Below are 24,590 nucleotides of genomic sequence, written 5' to 3'. Positions count from 1 at the left end.
CTTTATTATCTTACACAAAATACAAAATCTAGTAAATCATTATGTTTTTGATACATAAAAACCCAGTCATGCTTTATACATAACTGGGTTCTCCATCGTTTCATAATTTTCTATTTCACAAGAACTGCATCTCGTAATTCCCTCTTCAACACTTTTCCTAAAGCGTTTTTCGGTAACTCATCTATGAATACTACTTCTGGTATTTTATAACTTGCTAATTTCTCTTTACAATACTGAGTAATACTTTCTTCTGTTAATGTTGTTTCGCCATCCTTCACAAGATAAGCTCTTGGAACCTCACCCCAAAAATCATCCGGAACTCCAACTACTGCAACTTCTAAAACACCATGTATTTCATGAATAACATCTTCTACCTGATCTGGATATACGTTGTCACCACCGCGTATAATAACATCTTTATATCTTCCCATAATATGCAGGAATCCATCATCATCTATCATGCCAGCATCACCCATGTTAAACCAATTATCTTTTACTACCTTCTTTGTCGCCTTTTCATTATTCCAATATCCTTTAAACATGTATGGACTTTTCACATGAATCTCTCCAACTTCATTTGTTGTTAGTTCATGTCCTGTTTCCGGATGAACAATTTTCACCTCTACATTTTTCAAGGTCTTTCCTACAGAAGACATCTTTTCTTTTCCCATCATTGGATGCCATGAGGTTACAACCCAACCTTCTGTACTACCATAACCTTGCACCATATATATTCCTTTTTCCATATATTTTTGAATGAGTGTTTCTGGCACTTTTGTACCACCGCTTTGTGCTACTTTAAAGGTTGAAATATTACGTTCTTTTTTATTTAATTCATCAAGCATGTAACTATAAACAGCAGGGAACGCAAGCATCGTAGTAATTTTCTCTTCTTCAATCTTATCCCAAATAAGAGTAGGATTCGAATCAGCTAAGAAAATCATCGTAACGCCATGATAAATACAATTTAAAATAGAAAGCACGCCACTCATATGGAACAATGGATGCACAGATAAAAAGCGTTCACCTGCTGGGATTTCTCTTTGTCCCGCAATTTCAGCAAAATAATGATGTAAGTTTTTATGTCCAATTACACATGCTTTCGCCTGTCCAGTCGTTCCTGAAGTAAATAAGTAAATGGCGTCGTCTTCTTCATGAACTTCTACGTTCGGTTCTGTCGTTGGCTGTTTTTGCAGCTCTAATTCAAATGAACCAAAACCTTCTTTTGTCGTTTGAATTACATAAGGAATTTCTTTAACAGCATCAACATTTAATAACACTTCACTAAATTCTTCATCAATAACTAACACTTTTAATTTCGCTTCTTTTACAATCGTTTCTAATTCATATACAGTAAGCTGATGATTTAGCGGAATAAATACCGCTCCAATTTTTAAACTTGCCATCATAACGCTTGGAAATGGGTGATTATTTTTGCATAGTATTCCTATACGATCTCCTCTTTGCACACCATTATGTAACAAATAATGTGCAAGCTGATTTACTCGTTCATTATATTGCTGAAACGAATATCTTTTCTTCCCTCCTACAAGCGCTTCCAAATTTGGTGACTGCATTGCTCTCTTTTGTAATAATTTTCGCATCGTTCTCAAGTAAAACTCCCCTTTATATATGTTAGATTTTTTATTTTACCAGATTAATTATTAATTTACTAAAGATTACACTTAGTGAATATAAGAAGAATATAAAATAGCCATTTACTTCACAAGTAAATGGCTATTTTTCATTATATATTAGAATACTTCTTGTTCATTACATATTGCACATACTCAGGTGCACTTTTATCAATCTCTTCATCACTTAGTTTATATTCTGCACCATATAAATAAAAGGAAGGTATAAATTCCATACCTGTATATAGGCATGTAGCTTGGAATGGTTTCGTCAACTCATCCATTGTAATCCCACTATTTTCATAGTCTTTTTCTAATCCACCTATAGAAATAGCTACACCAAATTCTTTCCCCTTCACTTTATCTCCTTGTGATCCGTACGCAAATCCATATGTTAATACATCATCGAACCATTTTTTTAATAATGGTGGTGTGCTGTACCAGTAAAGCGGAAATTGAAATATATATCTGTCATGTTCTACTAATAACTTTTGCTCTTCTTCAATATTAAACTCCCAATCGGGTGCCACCTTATATAATTCATGCACCGTAATTTCATCTGAATGTTTCTCAAGTTCTTCTATCCATCTTTTATTAATTTTTGATTTTTCAATATGAGGGTGTGCTACAATTACAAGTGTTCTCATCATTTTCCAGCCCCTTTATAAATTAATCAATCCTTTACGTATTAGTATGAATGAGTTACATATAATTGAAAAGTACGTACTTTCAGGTACTATAGGAACCTTGAAGTACCTTTGGAGGTGTTATATGAATCAAAATGATAATTGCCCAATTGCAACAACACTCGATGTAATCGGTGGAAAATGGAAAGTTCATATTTTATGTATTTTGTCGGATGGAAAAATGCGAACAAATGAAATTAAACGAGAAATCCCAAACATTACACAAAAGGTTCTTACACAACAACTTCGGCAACTTGAAGCTGATGGGATTATCTATCGTACCGTATATCAAGAAGTACCACCAAAGGTTGAGTACACCATAAGTGAATACGGAAAATCTTTAATGCAAATAATGAATGATCTGTTTGAATGGGGAAAAGATCATCAGATTAAAAGATTACATGACTAAAAAAGCACTATATACTTTGTTTAATCCTCTACATTCATATTTTTTATTTTTATAAAGTTTATTTTCATCATTTTTTAGCTAACTTGTTTTCTTAGATTGATGGACGTGACCCCACATCCATCAATCTAAAAAGATACAATTAGAAAAATGAGATTTCTATAAAGTTTCGCATATAAACACTACTTCCGCCTCATTAAACGCTCGCTCTACTTTTTCTAATCTCAATTGTACGTAAGCTATAAAGAATCACCCCTAAACCGAGAATTTTTTTATTATTAGACGCACTAGAACCTAAGGTAATAGTAGGTACATTTAGACCCATAAACCTTTCACTCCATTCTATAGGCATATAAAAAGATACTCCTTAAAAATAAAAAACGCTATTCTCTCTGTAAAATCATAGAAAAGAATAGCGTTTTTTATTTTGAAATAGAAGTCATTATTTAAACTAAACATGCTAATATTGATTTTGTGCGATTGTCAGTTACCTCATAATAAATTTCTAATCCTTTCCGAGTACCTGTAACCATTTTAGCAGCTTTTAGTTTAGATAAATGTTGACTAATTGTACTTTGAGGCATTTGTAAATCCCCATACATTGTTGTTACATTAGTAGGACCTTTTGCAAGCATTATTTTTACTAAAGATAGACGAACTGGATGCGCCAATACCTTTAACACCTCAGCGATTTCTTGAAACATTTCTTTTTTTTCTTTCATCTTATTTCTCCCCTTTTATATACATATTTATGTTATCCATATATATAATTCGAAGGTATATGCGTTTTTGTGTCCGTCATTTTAAAAAAATATAAAAAAACTTTAATCCGAAACTAAAGGATTAGCTTAACATAATGTCTCACTATTCATGATGAATAGGAATCTCGTTATAGAAGCAGCAGTTTTTATGCTACAACTCTACATTCAACTAACTAAAATCAATGAAAAAAAGAGCAGATAGTCCGCTCTTTTATGATGCCTCCTTATGTTCCGTGGAATGTTTAACACTCCCCAGTCTCTTTAGTTTATTCCACCCTACCGCTACTCCTCGAAGCGATGAGAATATAGATTTAATGACAACATAAGTCATAAATTGACGATAAATAAAACGTTGTAAAATTAACCATGCCAATGGTTTTGGGTTCTCTTCCTCTAATTTAAATGCGAACAGAGAAGCGAGAAGATCCATTAAAAAGAATACAAAATAAAATCCTAAAACTTTTAGCGGATTACTACTAAATAGTCCTATAATCATTAATATATCTGCAAAAGGAGCAATGAATTGCAGAACATATTGGAATAACCACATATTAGGCAGTGCAATAAATCCTAATGTTTTATGTTTTGAATTACACAACGCTTTTCGATGTTTCCAAAGACATTGAAGTGTACCATATGACCAACGATATCGCTGTTTAATGAGACTTTTCACATCCTCAGGTGATTCCGTAAAAGCATGCGCTTTTTCTTCATATACAATTCTATGCCCTTGACGTAAAAATGTAATAGTAAGATCCGTATCTTCTGCTAATGTATCTTCGCTTAAATATCCAGATTCAACTACATTCTTCTTGCGCCACGCCCCAATAGCTCCTGGAACGACTGTAATACAATTTAACTCATCAAAAGCTCTACGTTCTAAATTAAACCCTGTAATATACTCAACATGTTGCCAAGTAGTTAACAAATTCCGTCTATTCCCCACTTTGACATTACCTGAAACTGCAGCTACATTCTGATCTTCAAAGTGTCTAACCATTAAAGAAATAGCATCTTGCGCAATAATAGTATCCGCACCTAAAGTGACAATGATTTCTCCTCGCGATTGTTGAAACCCTTGGTTCATTGCCGATGATTTCCCGCCGTTTTCTTTCTGAATGAAACGAACTTTAGGGTGTTTATAAAATGTTTCTTTCATTACTTTTGACGTACCATCTGTCGATCCGTCATCCACAACAATAACTTCAAATTCTCTATAATTACTATTCAAAATTGAGCGAATCGTCTTAGCTATCACCTTTTCTTCATTATATGCCGCTATGACAACACTAACAAAAGGTTGATAAGACGAATTAATATAGCGAGATAACGTCTGTCTTTTCTGCTTCCATGCAAAATAAATTAAGAATAAGAATCGAAAAACCCCTAATCCAATAGCGATATAAAAAATAGTTGTTAATATATGCTTAAAATATCCAGCTCCTGAAAAGACAGCTTTATTGTAAAGTAAATATTGCTTCCCCTCAGAAGAAACAGGAGGCATAATTTCATCTCGTTCTTTATTCATTAAATCTGAAATTGTTACAAAACTATATCCATGCTTTTTTAGGTCTTTAATAATGATTGGGAGCGCCTCTACTGTATGTGTACGATTCCCTCCCGCATCATGGAGAAGAATAATATTTCCCTCTCCCTTATAAATGGGATTAAGAGCACGCTTTACTAATTCATTTGTTGATGGTGTTGCCCAGTCTTCGGGATCAACTTTTTCCGCTACCATTGTATAGTTCATATTTTGTGCACGTAAAATAGGCAATATTTCATTTGATGAATCCGGGTTAGCATCCGCTTCATATGGCGGTCTAAATAAAACCGTAGAATGTCCAGTTACTTCCTGAATTAAACGTTGCGTCGTATTAAGTTCTACTTTCGTTCGTAGTAAAGACGTATCAGCTATGTTAGGTTGCTTGAAAGTATGATTGCCAATTTCATGCCCTTCATCGTATATTCTTTTTACAATACTAGTATTTAGTTGTGCGTTTTCACCAAGTACAAAAAAAGCAGCTTTTATTTGATTCTCTTTTAATATATCTAAAATTTCTGGCGTATATTTCGGGTCTGGTCCATCATCAAATGTTAATACTACTTGTTTCCCATTTGGTTTTCCATATCGTTGCACTTCATATGCAGATGGTAAGGATTGATATACTTCATCTGTAAGGTAACCATCTTTGCCTACTTTAAAATCTCTCAATCCATTTTTTCTTTCATTCTCAATCTGTAAAATTTCACCTTGTCCAGAATAATTTACTTCATCTAAACTATTGATTTTATGTAATACATTAGGATTTTTTAAAACTTTCCATATTGTAGGGTCTTCTGCTCCTAGTCTCCATAACGCAAATCCCTTTGCATGATTGTCCATTGCGATTTTCACTTGATTATAAAGAGTTACACCGTCTAAGAACCAAGCAGTATGTTCTTTCCCTTCTATTTTATACCTAAAATAAGGGTTTCCACTCATTTTATCCCATTGAATTTTCATATTTGAATCATGAGCCATTGCCATAACTTCTGAGAAAGTTAAAGACTTCGCAGCTTCTTTACTATTTACTTGCCAATCATATCCATAGTTACCGAAAGCAACTATAAGCTTATTAGACGGAATATTCAGTTCTTTCAATGTATGTTGGAACCATTTATTTGAAGCAATTGGTCCTGGTTCCCCGGCTCCATAGTGCTCATCGTACATCATTACAATCATTCGATCTATTATTTTTGCTAACGCACTATAATCAAAAGCCTTATCATTAGCTGGAACATCTTGTGTAACGAGCAAATCATGTTGATGAAATTCCGTAGTAAGTTCTTTCATAAAATTTGTTAAGTTTTCTCTATCACTTTCAGGTACGGCCTCAAAGTCAATATTAATTCCTGAAAAATGATTCTTTTTAACTTGGCTTACTAAATCATTAATAAACTTTGTCTTTACATCATTTGAGGAATTCAGTAACTTATGAATTAGCCCACTATCAGGACCAGAAGCTTCCTCAGTATAGTTAGTAAGCAAAGGCATAATCTTCACTTGATTTTTTTCTGCCAACTTTACTATCTCAGGTTTTATCTCACTTCTAATCGTTAAATCTGCTTTTAAATGATACCACTCTGGTACTAACGTAGTTAAGGAATCGATATTTTCTTTTAAAGAAGCGGTACTATTTTCATCCCAATTTACATAAAAACCATACACTTCTTTAGGTTGTTTACTATCCTTCGGTGGATTCACCAAATTTTTATTATCCTTCGTTTCGGTATTTGGGTTAAATTCTTCCTTCTTTAACTGCTGATCACTAAGTTTTTGATTAATTGGTACAAGTTTAGTATCTTGTTGTACAGCGGTATTCATATTTGGAATTTCTGGTGTTGAAAAAATACTTTGAAAGAAAAAATAGAATACAACACCTACACTAACTATTGAGATACATAGAAACCAAATAAAGGCTATATTTCTCCTTCCTTTCGGATCATAAAAAACAGGTTTTTCTTTATCTTTCTCTTGTTGAATGTTTTTCTCCATTATATTTTTCACATACTCCTTCTTAATAGAACTATAAAATAATAAAGTGCAACTTTAATCAGCCCTCACCAATTGGGCATTTACAAGCAGCCCAACTCCCACCTAACTTCTTTGCCCCAGCCAAATTTTGAGATGGGAGTTTTACTGCCCACAATAGCGAGAGAAATCCTTTTAGCTTTGAAATGAATCTCTCACTTCCATATTCTATTGATTCTTCTTTTCATTCCCTTGCTGGTGGCCTCTATTTTCTTGTTGAGACCCCCTACCATTGTTCCCTTGCTCGTTTCCATCATTTTCTTTCTGAGACCCCCTACCATTGCTCCCTTGCTGATTTCCATTATTCCCTTGTTGAGATCCTCTTCCATTGTTCCCTTGCTGATTCCCATTATTTCCTTTTTGAGATTCTCTTCCGTTGTTCCCTTGCCCATTTCCATTATTTCCTTGTTGAGATCCTCTTCCGTTGTTCCCTTGCTCGTTCCCGTTATTTCCTTGTTGAGATCCTCTTCCGTTGTTCCCTTGCCCATTTCCATTATTCCCTTGTTGAGATCCTCTTCCATTGTTCTCTTGCTGCTTTCCATTATTCCCTTGTTGAGATCCTCTTCCATTATTCTCTTGCTGCTTTCCATTATTTCCTTGTTGAGATTCTCTACTGTTATTCTCCTGCTGATTCCCTCTATTTTCTTGCTGAGATCCTCTTCCATTGTTTTCTTTTATTTGCTTCGATGGCTGTTCCTCTGTTTTCTTTTGTTCTTTCTGCTCTTGCTTTTCATATTTTTTTTCGTCTACAGGAGATAAATCCATTGATGCATCAGGAGATGACTCCGGCTGTGATTGCACCTCTTCTTCATTTTCCACCGGATTAGGCGGCGTGGCAGGAGGAGTAAGCGATTTGTTTTTCTCATTCTCTTGCTTTATATAGACACCTGTGCCAATTCCAGCTTTTCTAGCATTCTCTCGTACTTGCATCGTGCTACTTTGATATTCAACTGTAATATGTTTTAACTCATATTCTTTCTTCAATTCTTTCATTGCCTTTTCTAACTGTGGTTCTAGCGCCTTGTCCTTTGCAACTGCTGTTAGCATAACTTGCTTATCATTCGTTAAATACTTATCCTCTTGGCTTTGCTGTATAATAGTACGTACTACTTCTTGCAATTGTTTATTTTCCCATTGCTTCAATTCTTTTAAAATACGCCTTCCATCATCATTACAAGCCTGTAAATCTATAACACGAAAATCCTTCGTTACGCTCACCTCTAAACTTGGATTTATATCAACTGAGACGTAAGCAAATACTTTTTCTTCTGGTTGGTTGTAGAAAAACAGCACTGCAAATAGAAAACAAGCAACAAGTATTGATGCAGGTTTTAAAAAGGAAGGGATCGAAAAATGCGATGCTTTTTGTTCTTGCTCATCAAATGAGATTTCCTCCCCAATCATGCAAGAATCCCCTTTTCTTTTACACGTAATAAACTCTCCATTTGGTGTTAAAACAACTACGCTATGCTTTTTTATATCCATCACAATTCCTTTATTCATCATGCTTTTCCCCTCTTATGTAATCCAGAATATATGTATAGTTGTTTGCAAAAATAATACACATTGCAATAATGTATTTTCTATGTCGTTCCAACGTTTTACGACTTACCCTAACACGCGGTTCAATATGTTTAAGCGGTAACTTTTTCTTTCGGAACAGCTCTTCCATCATTTCCTCTTCTTTTATAATAATTTTTACAATTTCTATTAAGTGCTCACGCGTATCACGATGCTTAGGAGATTCTTTAGCAAGCTCTGAGAATGTGATTTTAAACTCAGCTAGCACACTTTGAAAATGAAGAATTTCCTCCTTACGGTTACTATTTTCCATCTCTTTCATATACTCCGTAAGCGACACTTGCATTTCTAACATTTCCTCTTGCTCATCTTCTTTTAAAAAGACAAAGTTATGTTTAGACTCCTTACGTATATAGTCAATTACATCTCTTTTTATAAGAAGATCAGCAAACGCTAAAAAGGATTTTCCTTTTGTATATGAATACTGTTCAATTGCTTCGTTAAATGCAAACAATCCAATGCTATATTCATCATCCTGTTCTGTAATATATCGGCGGCAGACAGATGAGATTGATTTTCTAATAAAAGGCTGATACTGTACGATAAACGCTTCTTTATCTTCTTCGTTGTTTTGTATGTTACATACGATATCTTCTATTTTCGGTTTTCTTAAGATCTTCATTACTAAACTCAACACTTGTAATCTCCCAGCCTCCTTCAAATAGCAAAATGGCCACTACACAAGTGACCATTTAACCAGATTTTCTTGGTACTTTTCTTCGGTCTTGTTTTCTTGCTGTTAGTTATATTTTTAGAGTCTAACGTTTTCTTAATGATTTTTCCTTTTCTCTCGGCACTACAGTTAAGTTTGTATTTTTATCTACTTTCTTATTTTCTACCGTTCGTTTTGCTTATTCTCTTTCTATTTTATCTGCAATCCTTGAATAACTCTTCTTTATATAATTGGTAATTTCATCCTTCCATTTTGGATGCCCACTTAATCTAGTAATTTTATTAATGCTTCTATATTCTTTCATAGTCATTTTTCTTCTATTTATTTTTTTCACTATACATATTCGGAGGAATACATAGTTTTATGGGGGTCAAAAAATATTTTCATAAAAAAATACATATTTATTTCAAAAATAAAAACCATCAATTTGAAAAAAGATAATCAAATTGATGGTTTTCTTATAATATCTATTAAATTAAGTTGGATTCTCATTATATCTAAAAAAGTACTAGCTATCCTCTGCCGATTTTCTCCATTTTCATCTTTCTTGGTTATCATAATATGTCTTATCTGCGTATTTTCTATCATTTCCTTTTAGATAAGCTAAAATTACTTTTGGATTTTTAAGTAAAGTCCAGTCTCCATATGTATCAAATCTTCTGCATGAAGTTATCATTCCATTTTTAATAGTACCGAATTTCTTATTATTTTTCTTTCCCCACTCTTTTAAACGTTTAGCGAAATCTGCATCTTCTGCCATAAGCATGTTTTCATTAAATCCGTTGATTGCCATAAAGTCTTTTCTATAGCACCAAAAAATCCCTACAGATATAGCTCCGTACTTAAAAAGTAAGGGGATTATGATTAACATTGCGGAGAGAAATATTCCTAAAGATATTCTTTCAAACTTCCCATTTACCCCACCACCAATGTATGTACCTGAAGCTAAATATTTATCTACATTAGACAACATAGACTCTGTCATTATGGTATCAGCGTCTATAGTGACGATTATTTCTCCATTAGCTATTTTAGCCCCTGCATTTCGAATTTTAGATAAGTTTTTATCGTTATTTTTCAATGTAACACAATTATAAGATTTTGCTATTTCCTCTGTTTTATCTGTGCAACGATTTAAAACAACTATAACTTCCGTTTGCTCTTTATATGCCTCTGATGCCTTTGCAATTGAATCTAAACATTTTCTAATGTACTTTTCTTCATTATGCGCAGGAATTATAATAGAAAACTTCACATCTTTTTTCAAATTAACTCCTGAAGATTCGTTTGTCTCAGTCATAATATTCCCCCTTATTTTATAAGGTAAATATCTACTATACATAAATTATATTAATATTTATTAGGTTATATTATAGAAACTGACGGTAAAGAGGCTCTTACTGTCGACGTTCAAAAGCAAGACGTACAGCAAGCCCCGTTAAAACACTTGCCATAAGCCAACGCTGCACTCGTAACCACGTCGGGCGTGTGCCAAACCATTTTGCAATTTTACTTGCTGTACATACAATTACAAGGTTAACTATAAAGCTAACAGTGATTTGCGTAAGCCCCAAAACTGCACCTTGAAAAAGCAACGATCCCTTCTCTGGATCTTCAAATTGAGGTAGAAGTGATACATACAAAATAGCAATCTTTGGATTCAGAAGATTCGTCATGAGTCCCATCAGAAATAATTTCCTTGGTGGCTCATTAGAAATCATACGAGGTTCCATAATAGATGTAGCACCCGGTTTAATCGAATTCCAGGCGAGCCAGAGCAAGTAAGCAGCACCTGCCCACTTTACTGCTTCATATACAGCGGGAACAGCAACGAATAGAACTGTAAGTCCAAACATAGTTGCGATTATATAGATTACAAATCCGAGCATGATGCCCAATAAAGAAATAAATCCCGCCATACGTCCTTGCGTAATGGAACGGGAAATGAGGTAAATCATATTAGGCCCAGGTGAACAAACCATGCTAAGCGAAACAATTGCAAAAGCTACCAATGTACTCAAACTGACCATAAACCTTCCCCCTTTATTTTACATAAAATTTCCTATTGTACATTTTATCATGATTGAGGAGAGAAAAGATTAATATAAAACGATGCAGCTAAGTAATATTATCGGATCGAATGTATTGTAATCACATACTTCTCATTCTCCTAAGTAAGGATCTAAGAGTACCCTATCCATAGAGCTACTAAAACCACTACAAATAAAGCAAAACAACATGTGATATTTCGAATCCATTTTTGTATATCACCAAAATACCTTTCTATAAATATAGCGTTGATAGTAAGCATAAGAAATAAAACAAAGAAAGACAGCGAGGTATAGGTCCATTTTTATCTTCATGGCTGGAATTATACCCCTTACCAAACTTCTAAATAAAATGTATAGCTGAGTAGTTACCTTATTTTTCAAAAAAACATTCTGATTATTTCTTTTTCACTTCTTCTACAAATTCCCATGTCTCTCCGTTGTCTTTTGATTGATAAAGTGCACTACTATCGCCATTGTAGTCTCCATCTGCCCCTTGTCCAACTAACATATTAAAAACCCCATCTTTCTCATATGGCATACTAGGTGAATCAAAAGGACTTATTGTGGACTGTGTATGATCTAATTTCACTTCATGCGGCGGATATTCTACCTTTTTGAAAGATACTCCCCCATCATCTGTGCGATATAACTCTCCTTCATTACCAGAAGGCCTAATTGCTCCTAAAAACCCAAGTTTATCATTTATAAAAGTGATTCCTGATACACTACCAATCCCCCCATTAAATGGGTCTGGATTGATAACCTCCCATGTTTTCCCTTCATCACTAGTCTTGCTTAATGAATAAAAGGCGCTCCCTAATGCTTTATCTGTCATATTTAGTTTATAACCAACTTCTTTCGATAGGAAAAACTGTTCTTTTTCATTCTTTAAATCTTGTTGTTTCTTCTCTTTAAGCATATCTTCTTTTGGAGGCGTCTTTGATTTACTCCAACTTGCGTCACTTATTAAATTATATCTAGCAGGGACTAGCTCTTGCTCTTTTCCAGGGACAAATATAGATACAGTATATCCAATGATATCTGAAGCTGCTTTTTTAAGAATCTGCCCCTTACCATCCTCAGTAATATTAATAATTCCCTCTGTATTGGATCCCCAATTTCTTTTTCCATAATAAATCAACCCATACTTACTTTCATTCCATTTTCTAACCGTTTGCTTAACTGGAATCGCTTTAACCGTTTCAATTAAAGGTTCTACTAATTTATCATCATTATAATCAGGCTTTGCGTATCCGTCTCGTATTATAGTAATATCTTCTGACTTCTTCTTATTATAAGAGATTAAATAAGTTTCTTCTTTCCCATCATCATTTTTCCCATAAACAAATGTATCAAACGCTGTGATTGTTCCGTCTGAATGAAATGTAAGATCAAAATCAGTTGCCATATACAATTTCTTTGGCAAAGGATATTTTTTATTTATATCTTCAAAAATACCTTCTACTCCAGACTTATATATATTATTATGTTTAAGTTTAACTGACCTTTCATGTTTTAACTTTTCTATAAACCATGCCAATTTACCATTGTAATTTATTGCACTTTTATAAATCTGCATCCCATAAAATGATGTAATTACAGCAATAATGATAATAGAAATGGATCTCCATGCTATTGAATTAGTTAATTTTTTAGATTCATATTCTCTATTTTTTATCACCCGTATTGTAGTAAATGTAGTTATGGATATAAAAAGTACTATACATAATAACAAAATGTAAATATTATAATTCATTCTTCCGTACTTACAGTATAAGGCCAACTCATAACAAAAAATCCCGTATACAATTATTAGTATTGGATTTGTTACTAATGACAGAAGTATCCTTTTTGTATTTTCTCTAAATATAGAAACCACCCCTAATTACATGAATTACTGATATTAAGTATACTTTATTGTAAAGTAACAAAAAAGCTATTTAATCTTGCCGCAAAAAATACAATAGACATCTTTCTATTAAAGCCGTTTACAAATCTAGTTGTTTCATAGACAATGGATTTTTGAGTGAATACTAAAGTTGCTTCATTTATATGAATTACAAATCCAAGCATGATGCTCAATAAAAAAATAAATCCTGCCATACGCCCCTACGTAATGGAATGAGAAATAAGATAAATCAAAATAGGCTCAGGTGAACAAACCATACTAAGTGAAACAAGCGCAAAAGCTAGCAAAGTACTCAGGCTCACCATAAACCTTCCTTCTTTATGTTACATAAAATTTCCTATTGTACATTTTATCCTGATTGGGGAGAGAAAAAATTAATATAGACCGATGCAACTAAGTAATATTATCGAATCGAATGTAGTGTAATCACATATTTCTCATTCTCTTAAGTAAGGACTAAAAATAACCTATCCATAGGGCTACTAAAACCACTACGGATAAAGCAACATGTAATATTTCGAATCCACTTTTGTATATCATCAAAATACTTTTCTATAAATGCAGTGTAAATAGAAAGCATAAGAAGTAGCACAATGAAAGTAAAGGATCCCAATTTATCGTTAAATTTTTCATTAGTAAATGTACTTACATGAAGGAATAGAAAAACAAACGTTACTATGAATAGCTCAAATAACCTTTTTTTATTCACCCCACCACCACCTTACAGAAATTACCTTTTATTCCATTTTATCAGAACATACTGCGTAGCAGCACATGAATATTATATTCATGTTAAAAAGGCCAACAATCCAAGATCGTTAGCCTCTACTTTCCAGATTCGCACCTTTTATCACTTTACTTCCTAACAACAGGAATCCACATTTCACCAAATACTAAGCCATTTCTCTGCCCCATCTCAACCGTTGTATTCGGTCCACCAACATAGGCAAAATCCTTTGCTTCTGGTAAAGCTTGACCGAAGGCGATGCCAGTCAACTTATTACTTAACTCTTCAGCTGTTTTGTCTTCCCCTTTTACTACTAAGTATTCTCCCTTAGGAAACTGAATCACTCTAGATTCTTCTTCTATTTGTGCTTCTGTCATGACACCCGCATAATACATCATTTTGTTATTCACCGCTTCGCTCACAGAAAAAATGTATTCATTTGTCGCTAAAGCTTTTAAAGTGTCCAGCCTTCCATCTTCTTTAACAGCCGACCAAAAGTCTTCCTTTTCTTTATTTATTCCAGCAAAGTCTGTGTATTCACTCTTAATTTCAGTTCCAATACCTAACACAATAAAGCTATCTTTTTCTTCTATAGTATAATTTTTCATATGCAAAACCTGCCTCTTTTTTTATTAATCAAACGATTTATCTTTTCATCTGATACGTTTATAATACCTTTAAACCATGTCAAAAAATGATACTGTTTAGGAGACTAAAATGAAAAAAGTTGAACGGATTAATATAATTATGCGGTATATCAACAACCGCTCTCACTTTACAATTTCTGAAATTATACAAGAATTTAACATATCACGGTCGACAGCTATTAGAGACATTAGAGAAATTGAAGCTATGGGAATGCCACTTGTCGCTGAAGTTGGGAGAACGGGTGGATATTTTGTTATGCATAATTCTATCCTGCCCGTTGTTCGCTTTACTGATAATGAAGTGAAAGCTCTTTTTATTGCCTTTATGGCTACGAGGAATCAACAACTTCCCTACCTAAAGAGTCGTCAATCTTTAGCCGAAAAACTACTAGGACTCATCTCAGAAACCCAGCAAGATGACCTCGTTCTTTTAAATCAACTCTTGCTTTTCCAAGGGACTAACCCTCATAATCCCGATCTACTTGAGCTTTCTGATCTCCCCCATCCTATGTTAGAAAAACTTATTCAAATCCTTCTTTTGGATAACCATTTATTGATTACTATGAAAAAAGATGAAGAAATCAAGACTTATCCAATTTATCTATTGCACCTTTATCAAGAAAAAAGCCATTGGATCATTGAAGGGTTTGACTTAAAAGAAGAAAAGAAGATGATGTTTCCTGTCGATGATCTCATTAATATCGAACCATACACGACGAACAAAAGGCTAAATAAGAAAAAGATTTTAGAAAAACTAAGTAAGAAGGACGAAGCAATTAACCTTGTATTTGAACTTGGTCCGACAGCAATTGCCCAGTTCAAAAAATACCATCCTTTAAAAATTTCAATATCTTATACTAATCCTTACCAATCCACAGCCATTTTAAAAACTTTTATCAATGTTAACAATCCCGATGAAGTGACGGAAATAATAAATTGGCTGCTTTTTCTAGGGAAGGATATTAAAATCAAAGAAATACCAGATGAAGTATTAGCAGATTTACAAAAACGAGTGTGCTTATACATTCCATAAGCAGTGAGCCTCAAATATTAAGCTTTATCACTGGATAATTATCCTATTTTTAAATACCATTTCATTTACTACAATGAGAGCATGATAAATAATAAAAGCACGGAAAATCTCCCGTGCTTTTCTAAATATATATTATTCCTGAAGGTTTCGTTTATCACGTTTCTTACCCTAACTGACGTTTAAATGCTTTACTGGCGAAAAAGTAAGAGATGACCATTATACCTACGCACCAAGCAAGCGCAATCCAAATATCGTTTCCAACAGTTCCTTCATATAAAAGAGCACGAATCGCATTCACGATTGAAGTTACAGGCTGATTCTCTGCAAACGCACGAACAATTTTTGGCATCGTTTCGGTAGGCACAAAGGCCGAACTAATAAATGGAAGAAAAACTAGCGGGTACGAGTAAGCAGTCGCCCCTTTCATAGACCTCGCTTTCAATCCTGGAATGATAGCTAGCCATGTTAGCGCCAGCGTAAACATCCCAAGTATCCCAGCTACCGCGAGCCAATCTAGAATATTAGCACTGGAACGGAAACCCATTAAGAGTGCAACAAGAATAACCACCACGATAGTAAGTACATTAGCAACCAGAGAGGTTAGAACGTGAGCCCACAATATCGATGAGCGCTTAATAGGCATCGTAATGAAACGTGCCATCAGCCCACTCTTTACATCCGTAAAGAGTCGCACGGAAGTGTAAGCTACACCGGATGCGATAGCCATTAGCAAAATTCCCGGCAATAAATAATTAACGTAGTTTTCCGTTCCAGTTTTTATTGCGCCGCCAAACACGTAGACAAATAATAGCATCATCATAATCGGTGTAATCGCTACTGTAATAATTGTATCCGGACTACGCATAATGTTACGCATTAAACGACCTAGTAATACACCTGTTTTACTTTTCATTTACATCTCCTCCTTTTTGCCAATGATCGCAAGGAATATTTCTTCCAATGTCGGTTGCTTCTCGATATACTCCACTTTTGCTGGCGGGAACATCTCTTTTAGTTCAGCAAGAGTACCTGTCGTAATAATTTTTCCGCCATGCAAAATAGCGATACGGTCTGCCAGTTGTTCTGCTTCCTCCAAGTACTGAGTCGTAAGCAAAATAGTTGTACCGCTACCAGCAAGTTCCTTGACTGTATCCCACACTTCGATTCGCGCTTCAGGATCAAGTCCAGTCGTTGGTTCGTCAAGAAAAATAACTGCTGGCGCCCCAATCAAACTCATCGCGATATCAAGCCGGCGCTTCATCCCGCCTGAATACTGATCTGCCCTTTGGTTTGCCGCATCAGTCAGGCTAAATCTTGCAAGTAGATTGTCAGCAACTTGAGCGGGATTGGAAACACCACGTAATTTGGCGATCATTATCAAGTTTTCCCTCCCTGTCAGCATACCGTCTAAAGCTGCGAACTGCCCTGTCAAACTGATACTTTGACGAACATGATCTGGTTGACGCTGTACATCAAATCCGCAAATACTTACTTCACCGCTATCTTGCTTCATTAGCGTCGAAAGGATGTTAACCGTTGTCGTCTTTCCAGCTCCATTTGAGCCTAGCAGCGCGAAAATTTCTCCACGCTGCACCTCAAAATCTACCCCTTTTAAAACTTCCTTGTCTTTAAAGGATTTTTTCAAGCCTTTTACAGAAATCGCTGCATGACTCATACTTTTTTCCTCCCTATAAAAATGTTTTGCGAAGACTATTTATTTACCTCTATCTATTTAGTATCACCGATATTCTGTATTACTTAGTACCGAGTTAAAAATATAACTGAATAGCTATGATGGCAATTCATATGTGTAACCAGCTAATCAGTCGGTACTACTTATTCCATTTATTTTTTTCTCAATTTCTTCATAATACTTTCATTCAAATCTTCACGATACTTGGAGACGTAAGTTTTAGCATTTGCCACTAGTTCGTCAGCAAAGGAAGCCACGTCATCCCCAGTAATGTCAAGCACTTGTCTTCCTTCCGCTGCACCCGCTTCGAACAAATCGATTAATTCATACTGTATGTGTAACATATCCATCCCGTTACCCGCTGAAAAATTCCACATGTAGTTTTGAATTTTCTTAAATACAAATTGGTAGTCCTCTGGCAGAGCCTCAACTCGTGCCATCATCATTTTGTACTCTTTTTTATCACCAATTAACTTTTTGAACATTTCTAACATCTTATTTTCCTCCTTTTTTATAAAACCGAACAAGAAATTCTCAAAATATCGGCCGGAACATTTTATCTTATGAACCTATTTTGACTTCAAGACGTTAATTTTTGACGATACAAAATCCCATTTTTCCCAAAACAATTCAAGCTCCTGGCGGCCTTCTTCATTTAATGAATAAAACTTACGAGGCGGTCCCATATCTGATGGTTTCTTTTCAATATTCACAAGCTTTTTCTTCTCTAATCGTACGAGGATGGTATACACCGTACCTTCCACAACTTCGGTAAACCCAAGATCATTCAGGTGGCGGGTAATCTCATAGCCATACGTTTCACGGCGACTAATGATTTCCAGTACACACCCTTCCAGTGAACCTTTCAGCATTTCAGTTAAATTTTCCATGTCCTGATCCTCCTTTACCCCCTATTCTGTCTGACTTATATTCAGTATCACAGAGTACTAAGGCGAATTTTTTACTGAACAGTTTTTGTGAATCCGAACTATTCAGTATCACTTATTACATCTACATTGTATGACTAAGTAGTTATGGATGTCAACTTTATTTTCAAAAAAATTAAAAATCCGCTTTACCCTAACCGGATACAGCCTACTTTTTTTGTTGAAAGGACCATCACACTAGCAAAACAGAACTGATTCAAAGTGTAATTTAAATCAGCTCTGTTTTATTGTTTTTATACCGATATATCTTGTTTTTTCACGATACAAATTGTTTCTCACTACCATTCCCATTGCATATAAAGCATAAAGGCAAGTGCGGTCAGAGAAAATTTCCAGAGATTATCCGTACATGATACGAGCCCCTAAAATACAATTCTGTTAGAAATCTGTTCTCTATATTCTCTTTTATTTTATTTCTGATAGTTGATTAGCAACACTATCTAAAAATTTTTCTACCTTTTCTTTTGATGTATCCGGCGCATGATAACCGATCGTAAATGTAAGCCTTCCATTATAAGAGCTTGCTCCCATTGAAAAGAATGGTGCATACATAATAGGTGATGCCATATACCCGTCCTCAGCTTGAATTTGACCAAACTGAATAGGTTCCTCAGCAATCACTCCCAAATTTGTCAGTAATGGCAACGCCATCCCCATCTGTACAGCCTGTTCATATTGCTGATTATACATTTCCTTCACTGTAGATAGCTTCATTTCTGCCAGTAACTCCATTCCTGCTGCTGAAGAAAGACCTGGATTTTGAGACTTTATTTTATCCATTGATTGTTTAACTCGAACAAGAGTCTGCTTAAATGTTTCATCGTCTTCCATTTTAATCACTGGCATTTCCATACCGGATAAGTTGCAAATAGCACCAGTTGTATTATTAGGCAAATATCGACGTAAATCAATTGTCAAACCAATCATTTTTTCTGCAGTGCGAGGTTCTGCATACACAGTGAAATGTGATAAAACTCGGAAGTAAGCAGTCATGATTACATCATTCAAGGTAACCTGTTGTGCTTTTGTCCATTGGGTTAAACGTAGAGTTTGCTTATGGCTCAATCGCCGTACGGACATTTGGGGAAATTTATTTTTGTTAGGTTGAGATGGAAAAGACCATAACGATGCCTGTTGTTCTTGGTTAGGACGATACGCACTTTTTATGTCCGATATTCCAGCGTATTTGAATACATGTGATTGATCTCGACAACTCTCATTTCCCTCATCAAATTCCTTTATAATTTGCTTCTTAGACCGTCCCAATGAAAGGTGAGTATATATTGTTCCAAGCAATTTTATATATTCCTTGACTCCTGCACCATCTGAACATAGATGAGACAATTTCACAACTAACATATCTATTGTAGTGCCCCGTAATAATTTCGTTTGAACCATAGGCCCCTGAATACGATCACCAGGTTCCTTAATAAAATCTATTGCCATTATTTCAAGTTCTTGATTATTTCCTTCTGCAAAAAAGCAAATAGATGAGTTAGTGTCAGATGAATGTTCCTCCCAGTAAGGAATATCATTTTCTACAAACCGGCTGTTCAAAACTGGTTGCAATTGCAACGTTATCCTTATTGATTCTTCAAGTATTTCCTTGGATATACCTACAGGAAAATAAAGAACTGCATTAATTTGTTGATCTGCAGAATAAAGACCTAATACATAATTCATTCGATCTTGTGGTGTTACTGAATACTTTCTTTTCTCCATAATTCCGTCCCCCCTTTAGGACTTTTTGTATAACCCTATTTTCCATATGCTTGTAATTTTTCTTCAAGAGCTAATAACGCTTATTTTTCGAATTTTTAACGAAATCATCTTCTCCGTATTAGTTTCATTCTTTTTACAGGTGATACATCCATTATTTTATTGTTATCAACACTACCTAACCTCCTAATAAAACCAAACAAAAATAAATTAAGTTTACATATACATAAACATTTTATTATAACGTCTACAAATTATCAATACAGCAAATAAATCATTTTTATGTCTATCAATAAAAAACAATATATTCAAGGTCCACTTCATAATAAAAGATTGATGTGCATGTAAATGTACCCATATCACTTTCAAAATAAGAATGAGAATTTTTTCAACAAAAATAAGATGCAGTTATTGATTTTACAGTAAAAAAAGCCCCTCCATTTTGAAAATGCGCAATCAAAATGAGTAGGGCTATTTCCAATTTAAATTTTATAAAAGAATGATTATCATAAATAATATTTTACTTTTTAGTCTACCTTATTATTTTCAATCCATTTTCCTAATAAATGAATGGATTTTATTCCTATAATTTGAGGTGGTATCGTTGGTTTTTAAAAATAGAAAGCTTATTTTCAAATCAAATGAAAAAGAGGTAAAATTATAGATATTCATGTAGAAATTTCGTTTTGGGGATACTTAAAATCTTAAGGTGATGGGCATGTGGTGTTATACTTTAAAAGCTCTATAAAATTTATAGATATAGCGATTTTCTTTATTAATAATCATTTGTATGTGCGTTTACTCACACACATACAAATGATTTATAAAGCCACAATTAAGTGAAAACATCTTTTCCGTTACGATAACATCATAGCCATGTCTTCTGCTGCATTTGTAATTAGTTTTAAACCAAATGCTTCTTGTAATACATCAAGCACGCCAGGTGAAATAAATTCAGGAGCCTTTGGACCGATGCGAATATCTTGAATCCCAAGACTAAATAGCCCTAGTAAAATGGCAACCGCTTTTTGTTCAAACCATGATAGTACAATACTTACTGGCAATTCATTCACTTCACATTGAAAAGCATCAGCTAAAGCAGCCGCTATTTTCACTGTAGAAATTGAATTATTGCACTGTCCTAAATCAATGTAACGCGGAATTTCCGTACCAGGTACAACACCGTAATCCACATCATTAAAGCGGAATTTCCCGCAAGAAGTTGTTAAAATAACCGTTTCTGGCGGAAGTGACGTTGCTAATTCACGATAATATTCTCCGCCTTTTCCCGGTGCATCACAACCGGCGATAACAAAGAAACGCTTTATCTTCCCCTCTTTTACTGCATCAATAATTTCTGGAGCTAATGATAATACTGTATTATGATGAAACCCTGTCACTAACTGTTCATCCGACTCCATATGTACTTCTGGAAGTTCTAGTGCTTTTTGAATCAATGGTGTAAAATCATCATTTTCAATTTTTTGTACACCTTCTAAACCTGCAATTTCATATGAAAAGAATCGATCAGAGTACGAGCCTTTAATTGGCATAACACAGTTCGTTGTAGCTAATATGGCACCAGTAAATTTTTCAAAAAGGCGTCTTTGATCATACCATGCCTTACCGATGTTTCCTTTTAAATGTTTATATTTTTTCAGCTGCGGGTATCCGTGTGCTGGTAGCATTTCAGAATGCGTATAAATATTAATGTCTTTTCCTTCTGTTTGCTTTAATAGTTCTTCTAATGCAAATAAATTATGGCCCGTAACTACAATTGCTTTACCTTCTATACGATTTTGTGTAATTTGTACAGGCTCTGGCACACCAAAATGATTCGTATGTGCCTCATCCAATAACTCCATCACCCGTAAAGCTGATTTCCCAACTTTCATAGCCATATCAATATGCTCTTGTTCGTTAAAGTTAGAATTTGTTAATGTCATATATAAAGCTTCTTGTGTTGTAGCATCTACAAATGCATCCGTATACCCTAGCTGAGCAGCATGTGTGCGATAAGCTGCAATTCCTTTTAGCCCAAACACAATCGTATCTTGTAAACTCGCAATCGTTTCATTCTTGCCACAAACACCCATTACTTTACATCCGCCTGTTGGCGTTTGTTCACATTGATAACAAAACATATCATCCCACCCTCTCCCAATCATTCGTTACACCTTAAGCATAATACCCATTGAAAAAAAGTGATGTGATATCAATCACAATAATATATAAAGATTTGTGTCAGTCCATATTGTTGACATAATACTTTTATTGACATCCAAAAAAATATACATTAGTGTGCACACATCTTTCGATACTTTTAAATAGCTAAATAATTAATTTGGAGAAATATATACAACGAAAAAATTTTTTTGAATCCCTTATACAAATAATTGCAATTCATCACATATGAAAATAGACATACAAATACGCTATTCTTTCTATCATTCAATAGAAAGAATAGCGTATTTTTTATTTTAAGGAACTATCATTTTTTTATTAAAGCCTTCATTGTAAACCTCTTTATTTACAATACATTTACACTATCTTAACATTACTTACATTATTTATATGATATATTTATATAGAAGCTACTTAAGAAATTTCATATACATTTTATCTTTATGATCTCTAATCTAATCAATAAAAAGATCATGTTATATTTTTATAACAGGGGTGAATTACGATGACTGAAACTTTAAAAACACTTATAATGCTTGATGCTACTTACGTTGTTATTGCAATTATGACAGTACTAGTATTTGTATACTTGGAATTAAAATCTCAGTAATATATGCTGACGTAATCGACAGATTCAGCATTTAAATATAGTTAGAAGAAAGAGAGGAGAAAATTATTTCTCCTTTCTTTTGTATTTCTACAATTTCTTATTTTAATAAATCCAATGTATGTAAAAGTAATTCCTTGTCTCCTACTTCTCCATGACCAGGTACTACCGAATTTATATTTCCATATCGCTTCAGCACATTCTCAATCGATGTAGACCATTCATTTACATACGCATCCGCAACATTTCCTAAATCTTTAGCTTCCGCAGATTTTACTAAACAGCCTCCAGCTAAAATTTGATATTGTGGCAACCAAACAACAATATTATCTTCTGTATGTCCTTTCCCTGGATAGAACGTTTCTACTTTTGTATTGCCAAACTTCAAACTCGTAATTGTTTGTAAATCTCCAAGCGGCTCTTCATATCCACTGTTCTTTGCTAGTTCTGCGGTTAATGCTGTACTATGCGCTTTAATGCCTCTTTCTTTCAACGCTGTTATTCCGCCAATTCGATCAGCGTGCGCATGTGTAATAATGACATCCGTTACGCGCTTCTGAAATTTCTTTTCTACCATTTCTATTAGTTCCTTCGTTAATTTGTTATCCCAAGAAGAATCAACAAGTACTAGCCCTTTAGAAGTATTAAGAACTAGACCGTTCGAAGGAACTGCTTCTCCATTAAAATAACCTAACTCCGTATGAACCCATACATTCTTGTTTAACTGAGATATTGAAATGGTTCCCGTCTCATTTTTGATTACTATTTGCTCTACCTTTTGTGATGCTTGTACAGAAGAAATCATGCTAACAAATTGAGTTGTTCCTAGTAAACTTACACATAATCCTACTTTTAACAACGTATTCTTTTTCATGTTATCAACCCTTTCTTTCAAGCTAAATAGTTATTACCTATATTAGACAATTCATCTCAAATGTTTGTTCCATCTTCATTTGCATACTTTTATGTAATTAACAAAAAAGCGTACACAATTTTGTACGCTTTAAAACTTAATCTTCCATTCCATAATTCTCAAACTCTTCCTCATTCCCATAAAATACATTCAAATCAATATACTTTTCTTTTCCATTATAACCGCTTAATCTCCCGCGGTTCGTGTATTGCCAAAACGTCCATTTTCTCTCATCAGATAAACTCGGTTTTGTAAGAACACTACGAATCCATATATTACATTTTGGATACGCATCCTTTATATATAAATCATACGCCTCTTGCGTTGCATACAATATTACTTTCTTATCGTAATGTTTTTCTAGCATTTCAATCATGACCGCCAACTCTTTCGTAACATCTTCACGCTTAGGCGGATTATCTTTTTTGTTAGCGTAAAACTCAACATCAATCACGGGTGGCAGTGCTTGTTTATATTTTGGAACAGTTCGTATAAATTGCTCTGCTTGTGTTTCACCCTTACTATCGAAACTAAAAAAATGATACGCTCCGATGCGCATATCTGTCTTATTCGCATTCCTCCAATTTTTCGAAAAGTACTCATCCACAAACGAACTTCCTTCAGTCGCCTTTATAAACGCAAACTTCATATTTTGCTTTTCCAACTCTCTCCAATCTATATCCCCTTGATACGATGCGACATCTACACCTTTTATTTCATACTTATCAGCACTTATTTGATTCGGAATGAATATGCCTTGAAAAACTAAGTAAACGACAACACTTATTACACTAATTAAAGTAAAGATTCCTCCTATAAAAAGCTTCTTTTTCATTCATATCACC

Annotated in this window: 21 protein-coding genes and 3 pseudogenes; 2 read left to right on the top strand and 22 right to left on the bottom strand. The window is 34.3% G+C overall.

The genetic code is table 11. The features are described 5' to 3' along the window. Positions 1–110 precede the first annotated feature (110 nt). Complete coding sequence (locus tag ACQRBL_RS16770; protein WP_411995924.1) at positions 111–1,604, bottom strand: class I adenylate-forming enzyme family protein; 1,494 nt, start codon at positions 1,602–1,604, stop codon at positions 111–113. Positions 1,605–1,747: 143 nt separating this feature from the next. Further along, entirely contained in the window at positions 1,748–2,281 is a 534-nt protein-coding gene (locus tag ACQRBL_RS16765) for an NAD(P)H-dependent oxidoreductase (protein ID WP_016123075.1), read from the bottom strand. 124 nt (positions 2,282–2,405) lie between these two features. Here ACQRBL_RS16765 and ACQRBL_RS16760 point away from each other — a divergent pair, with 124 nt between their 5' ends. After that, on the top strand, positions 2,406–2,729 hold the full coding sequence (locus tag ACQRBL_RS16760; protein ID WP_001072980.1) for a winged helix-turn-helix transcriptional regulator: 324 nt from the start codon (positions 2,406–2,408) through the stop codon (positions 2,727–2,729). A 193-nt stretch (positions 2,730–2,922) separates the two neighbouring features. Here ACQRBL_RS16760 and ACQRBL_RS16755 read toward each other — a convergent pair whose 3' ends face one another. The 12 genes and pseudogenes from ACQRBL_RS16755 to ACQRBL_RS16700 all read right to left on the bottom strand — a co-directional run bounded on the left by ACQRBL_RS16755 (position 2,923) and on the right by ACQRBL_RS16700 (position 14,610). Beyond that, positions 2,923–3,078 (bottom strand): hypothetical protein, encoded by a 156-nt coding sequence (locus tag ACQRBL_RS16755; protein WP_023522586.1) that lies wholly within the window; start codon positions 3,076–3,078, stop codon positions 2,923–2,925. A gap of 94 nt (positions 3,079–3,172) precedes the next feature. Beyond that, positions 3,173–3,448: an ArsR/SmtB family transcription factor gene (locus tag ACQRBL_RS16750; RefSeq protein WP_000660066.1), complete on the bottom strand. Its 276-nt coding sequence runs from the start codon at positions 3,446–3,448 to the stop codon at positions 3,173–3,175. Between the two features lie 250 nt (positions 3,449–3,698). Then, positions 3,699–7,025, bottom strand: a complete 3,327-nt coding sequence (locus ACQRBL_RS16745) for a glycosyltransferase (RefSeq protein ID WP_411995923.1) — start codon at positions 7,023–7,025, stop codon at positions 3,699–3,701. 204 nt (positions 7,026–7,229) lie between these two features. Continuing rightward, positions 7,230–8,567 carry an anti-sigma factor domain-containing protein gene (locus ACQRBL_RS16740; protein WP_065484578.1) on the bottom strand — a complete coding sequence of 446 codons (1,338 nt, stop codon included), beginning with the start codon at positions 8,565–8,567 and terminating at the stop codon, positions 7,230–7,232. Continuing rightward, on the bottom strand, positions 8,557–9,279 hold the full coding sequence (gene sigI / locus ACQRBL_RS16735; RefSeq protein WP_002082432.1) for an RNA polymerase sigma factor SigI: 723 nt from the start codon (positions 9,277–9,279) through the stop codon (positions 8,557–8,559). The genes ACQRBL_RS16740 and sigI overlap by 11 nt, the downstream gene beginning before the upstream one ends. Before the next feature lie 574 nt (positions 9,280–9,853). After that, on the bottom strand, positions 9,854–10,615 hold the full coding sequence (locus ACQRBL_RS16730; protein ID WP_023522589.1) for a glycosyltransferase: 762 nt from the start codon (positions 10,613–10,615) through the stop codon (positions 9,854–9,856). A 97-nt stretch (positions 10,616–10,712) separates the two neighbouring features. Beyond that, entirely contained in the window at positions 10,713–11,345 is a 633-nt protein-coding gene (locus ACQRBL_RS16725; protein WP_023522590.1) for a LysE family translocator, read from the bottom strand. Between the two features lie 152 nt (positions 11,346–11,497). Continuing rightward, positions 11,498–11,653: pseudogene (locus tag ACQRBL_RS16720) on the bottom strand (DUF3963 domain-containing protein); the annotation flags it as partial. Positions 11,654–11,760: 107 nt separating this feature from the next. Next, complete coding sequence (locus ACQRBL_RS16715) at positions 11,761–13,245, bottom strand: WD40/YVTN/BNR-like repeat-containing protein (protein ID WP_411995889.1); 1,485 nt, start codon at positions 13,243–13,245, stop codon at positions 11,761–11,763. 169 nt (positions 13,246–13,414) lie between these two features. After that, positions 13,415–13,580 (bottom strand): annotated as a pseudogene (locus ACQRBL_RS16710) (LysE family translocator); the annotation flags it as partial. Positions 13,581–13,731: 151 nt separating this feature from the next. After that, a pseudogene (locus tag ACQRBL_RS16705) lies at positions 13,732–13,984 on the bottom strand (DUF3963 domain-containing protein). Between the two features lie 146 nt (positions 13,985–14,130). Next, positions 14,131–14,610, bottom strand: a complete 480-nt coding sequence (locus ACQRBL_RS16700; RefSeq protein ID WP_023522594.1) for a GyrI-like domain-containing protein — start codon at positions 14,608–14,610, stop codon at positions 14,131–14,133. Positions 14,611–14,719: 109 nt separating this feature from the next. Between ACQRBL_RS16700 and ACQRBL_RS16695 the strand changes: the two genes are divergently transcribed. Next, positions 14,720–15,682, top strand: a complete 963-nt coding sequence (locus ACQRBL_RS16695; RefSeq protein ID WP_065484582.1) for a helix-turn-helix transcriptional regulator — start codon at positions 14,720–14,722, stop codon at positions 15,680–15,682. Positions 15,683–15,845: 163 nt separating this feature from the next. On the opposite strand, the gene ACQRBL_RS16690 is transcribed toward ACQRBL_RS16695, so the two are convergent. The 8 genes from ACQRBL_RS16690 to ACQRBL_RS16655 all read right to left on the bottom strand — a co-directional run bounded on the left by ACQRBL_RS16690 (position 15,846) and on the right by ACQRBL_RS16655 (position 24,580). Continuing rightward, entirely contained in the window at positions 15,846–16,595 is a 750-nt protein-coding gene (locus ACQRBL_RS16690; protein ID WP_411995888.1) for an ABC transporter permease, read from the bottom strand. Then, a complete protein-coding gene (locus ACQRBL_RS16685; RefSeq protein WP_000017471.1) occupies positions 16,596–17,357 on the bottom strand; it encodes an ABC transporter ATP-binding protein in 762 nt (253 codons plus the stop codon). A gap of 170 nt (positions 17,358–17,527) precedes the next feature. Next, a complete protein-coding gene (locus ACQRBL_RS16680; RefSeq protein WP_000891986.1) occupies positions 17,528–17,869 on the bottom strand; it encodes a DUF1048 domain-containing protein in 342 nt (113 codons plus the stop codon). Between the two features lie 75 nt (positions 17,870–17,944). Beyond that, positions 17,945–18,265, bottom strand: a complete 321-nt coding sequence (locus ACQRBL_RS16675) for a PadR family transcriptional regulator (protein WP_000429487.1) — start codon at positions 18,263–18,265, stop codon at positions 17,945–17,947. A gap of 462 nt (positions 18,266–18,727) precedes the next feature. Beyond that, positions 18,728–20,044: a condensation domain-containing protein gene (locus tag ACQRBL_RS16670; RefSeq protein ID WP_411995887.1), complete on the bottom strand. Its 1,317-nt coding sequence runs from the start codon at positions 20,042–20,044 to the stop codon at positions 18,728–18,730. 854 nt (positions 20,045–20,898) lie between these two features. Next, positions 20,899–22,185 carry a hydroxylamine reductase gene (hcp, locus tag ACQRBL_RS16665; RefSeq protein ID WP_411995886.1) on the bottom strand — a complete coding sequence of 429 codons (1,287 nt, stop codon included), beginning with the start codon at positions 22,183–22,185 and terminating at the stop codon, positions 20,899–20,901. 747 nt (positions 22,186–22,932) lie between these two features. Beyond that, positions 22,933–23,706 carry a BcII family subclass B1 metallo-beta-lactamase gene (gene bla2 / locus ACQRBL_RS16660; protein ID WP_153218189.1) on the bottom strand — a complete coding sequence of 258 codons (774 nt, stop codon included), beginning with the start codon at positions 23,704–23,706 and terminating at the stop codon, positions 22,933–22,935. Between the two features lie 136 nt (positions 23,707–23,842). After that, complete coding sequence (locus tag ACQRBL_RS16655) at positions 23,843–24,580, bottom strand: glycoside hydrolase family 25 protein (RefSeq protein ID WP_000727664.1); 738 nt, start codon at positions 24,578–24,580, stop codon at positions 23,843–23,845. Between the last annotated feature and the right edge of the window lie 10 nt (positions 24,581–24,590).

Origin of the sequence: Bacillus sp. AF62 (assembly GCF_050312695.1) — a bacterium.
GTDB lineage: Bacteria > Bacillota > Bacilli > Bacillales > Bacillaceae_G > Bacillus_A > Bacillus_A cereus.
The sequence above is the reverse complement of the archived record's forward strand: the minus strand, read 5'-3'. Positions and strand labels throughout refer to the sequence as shown.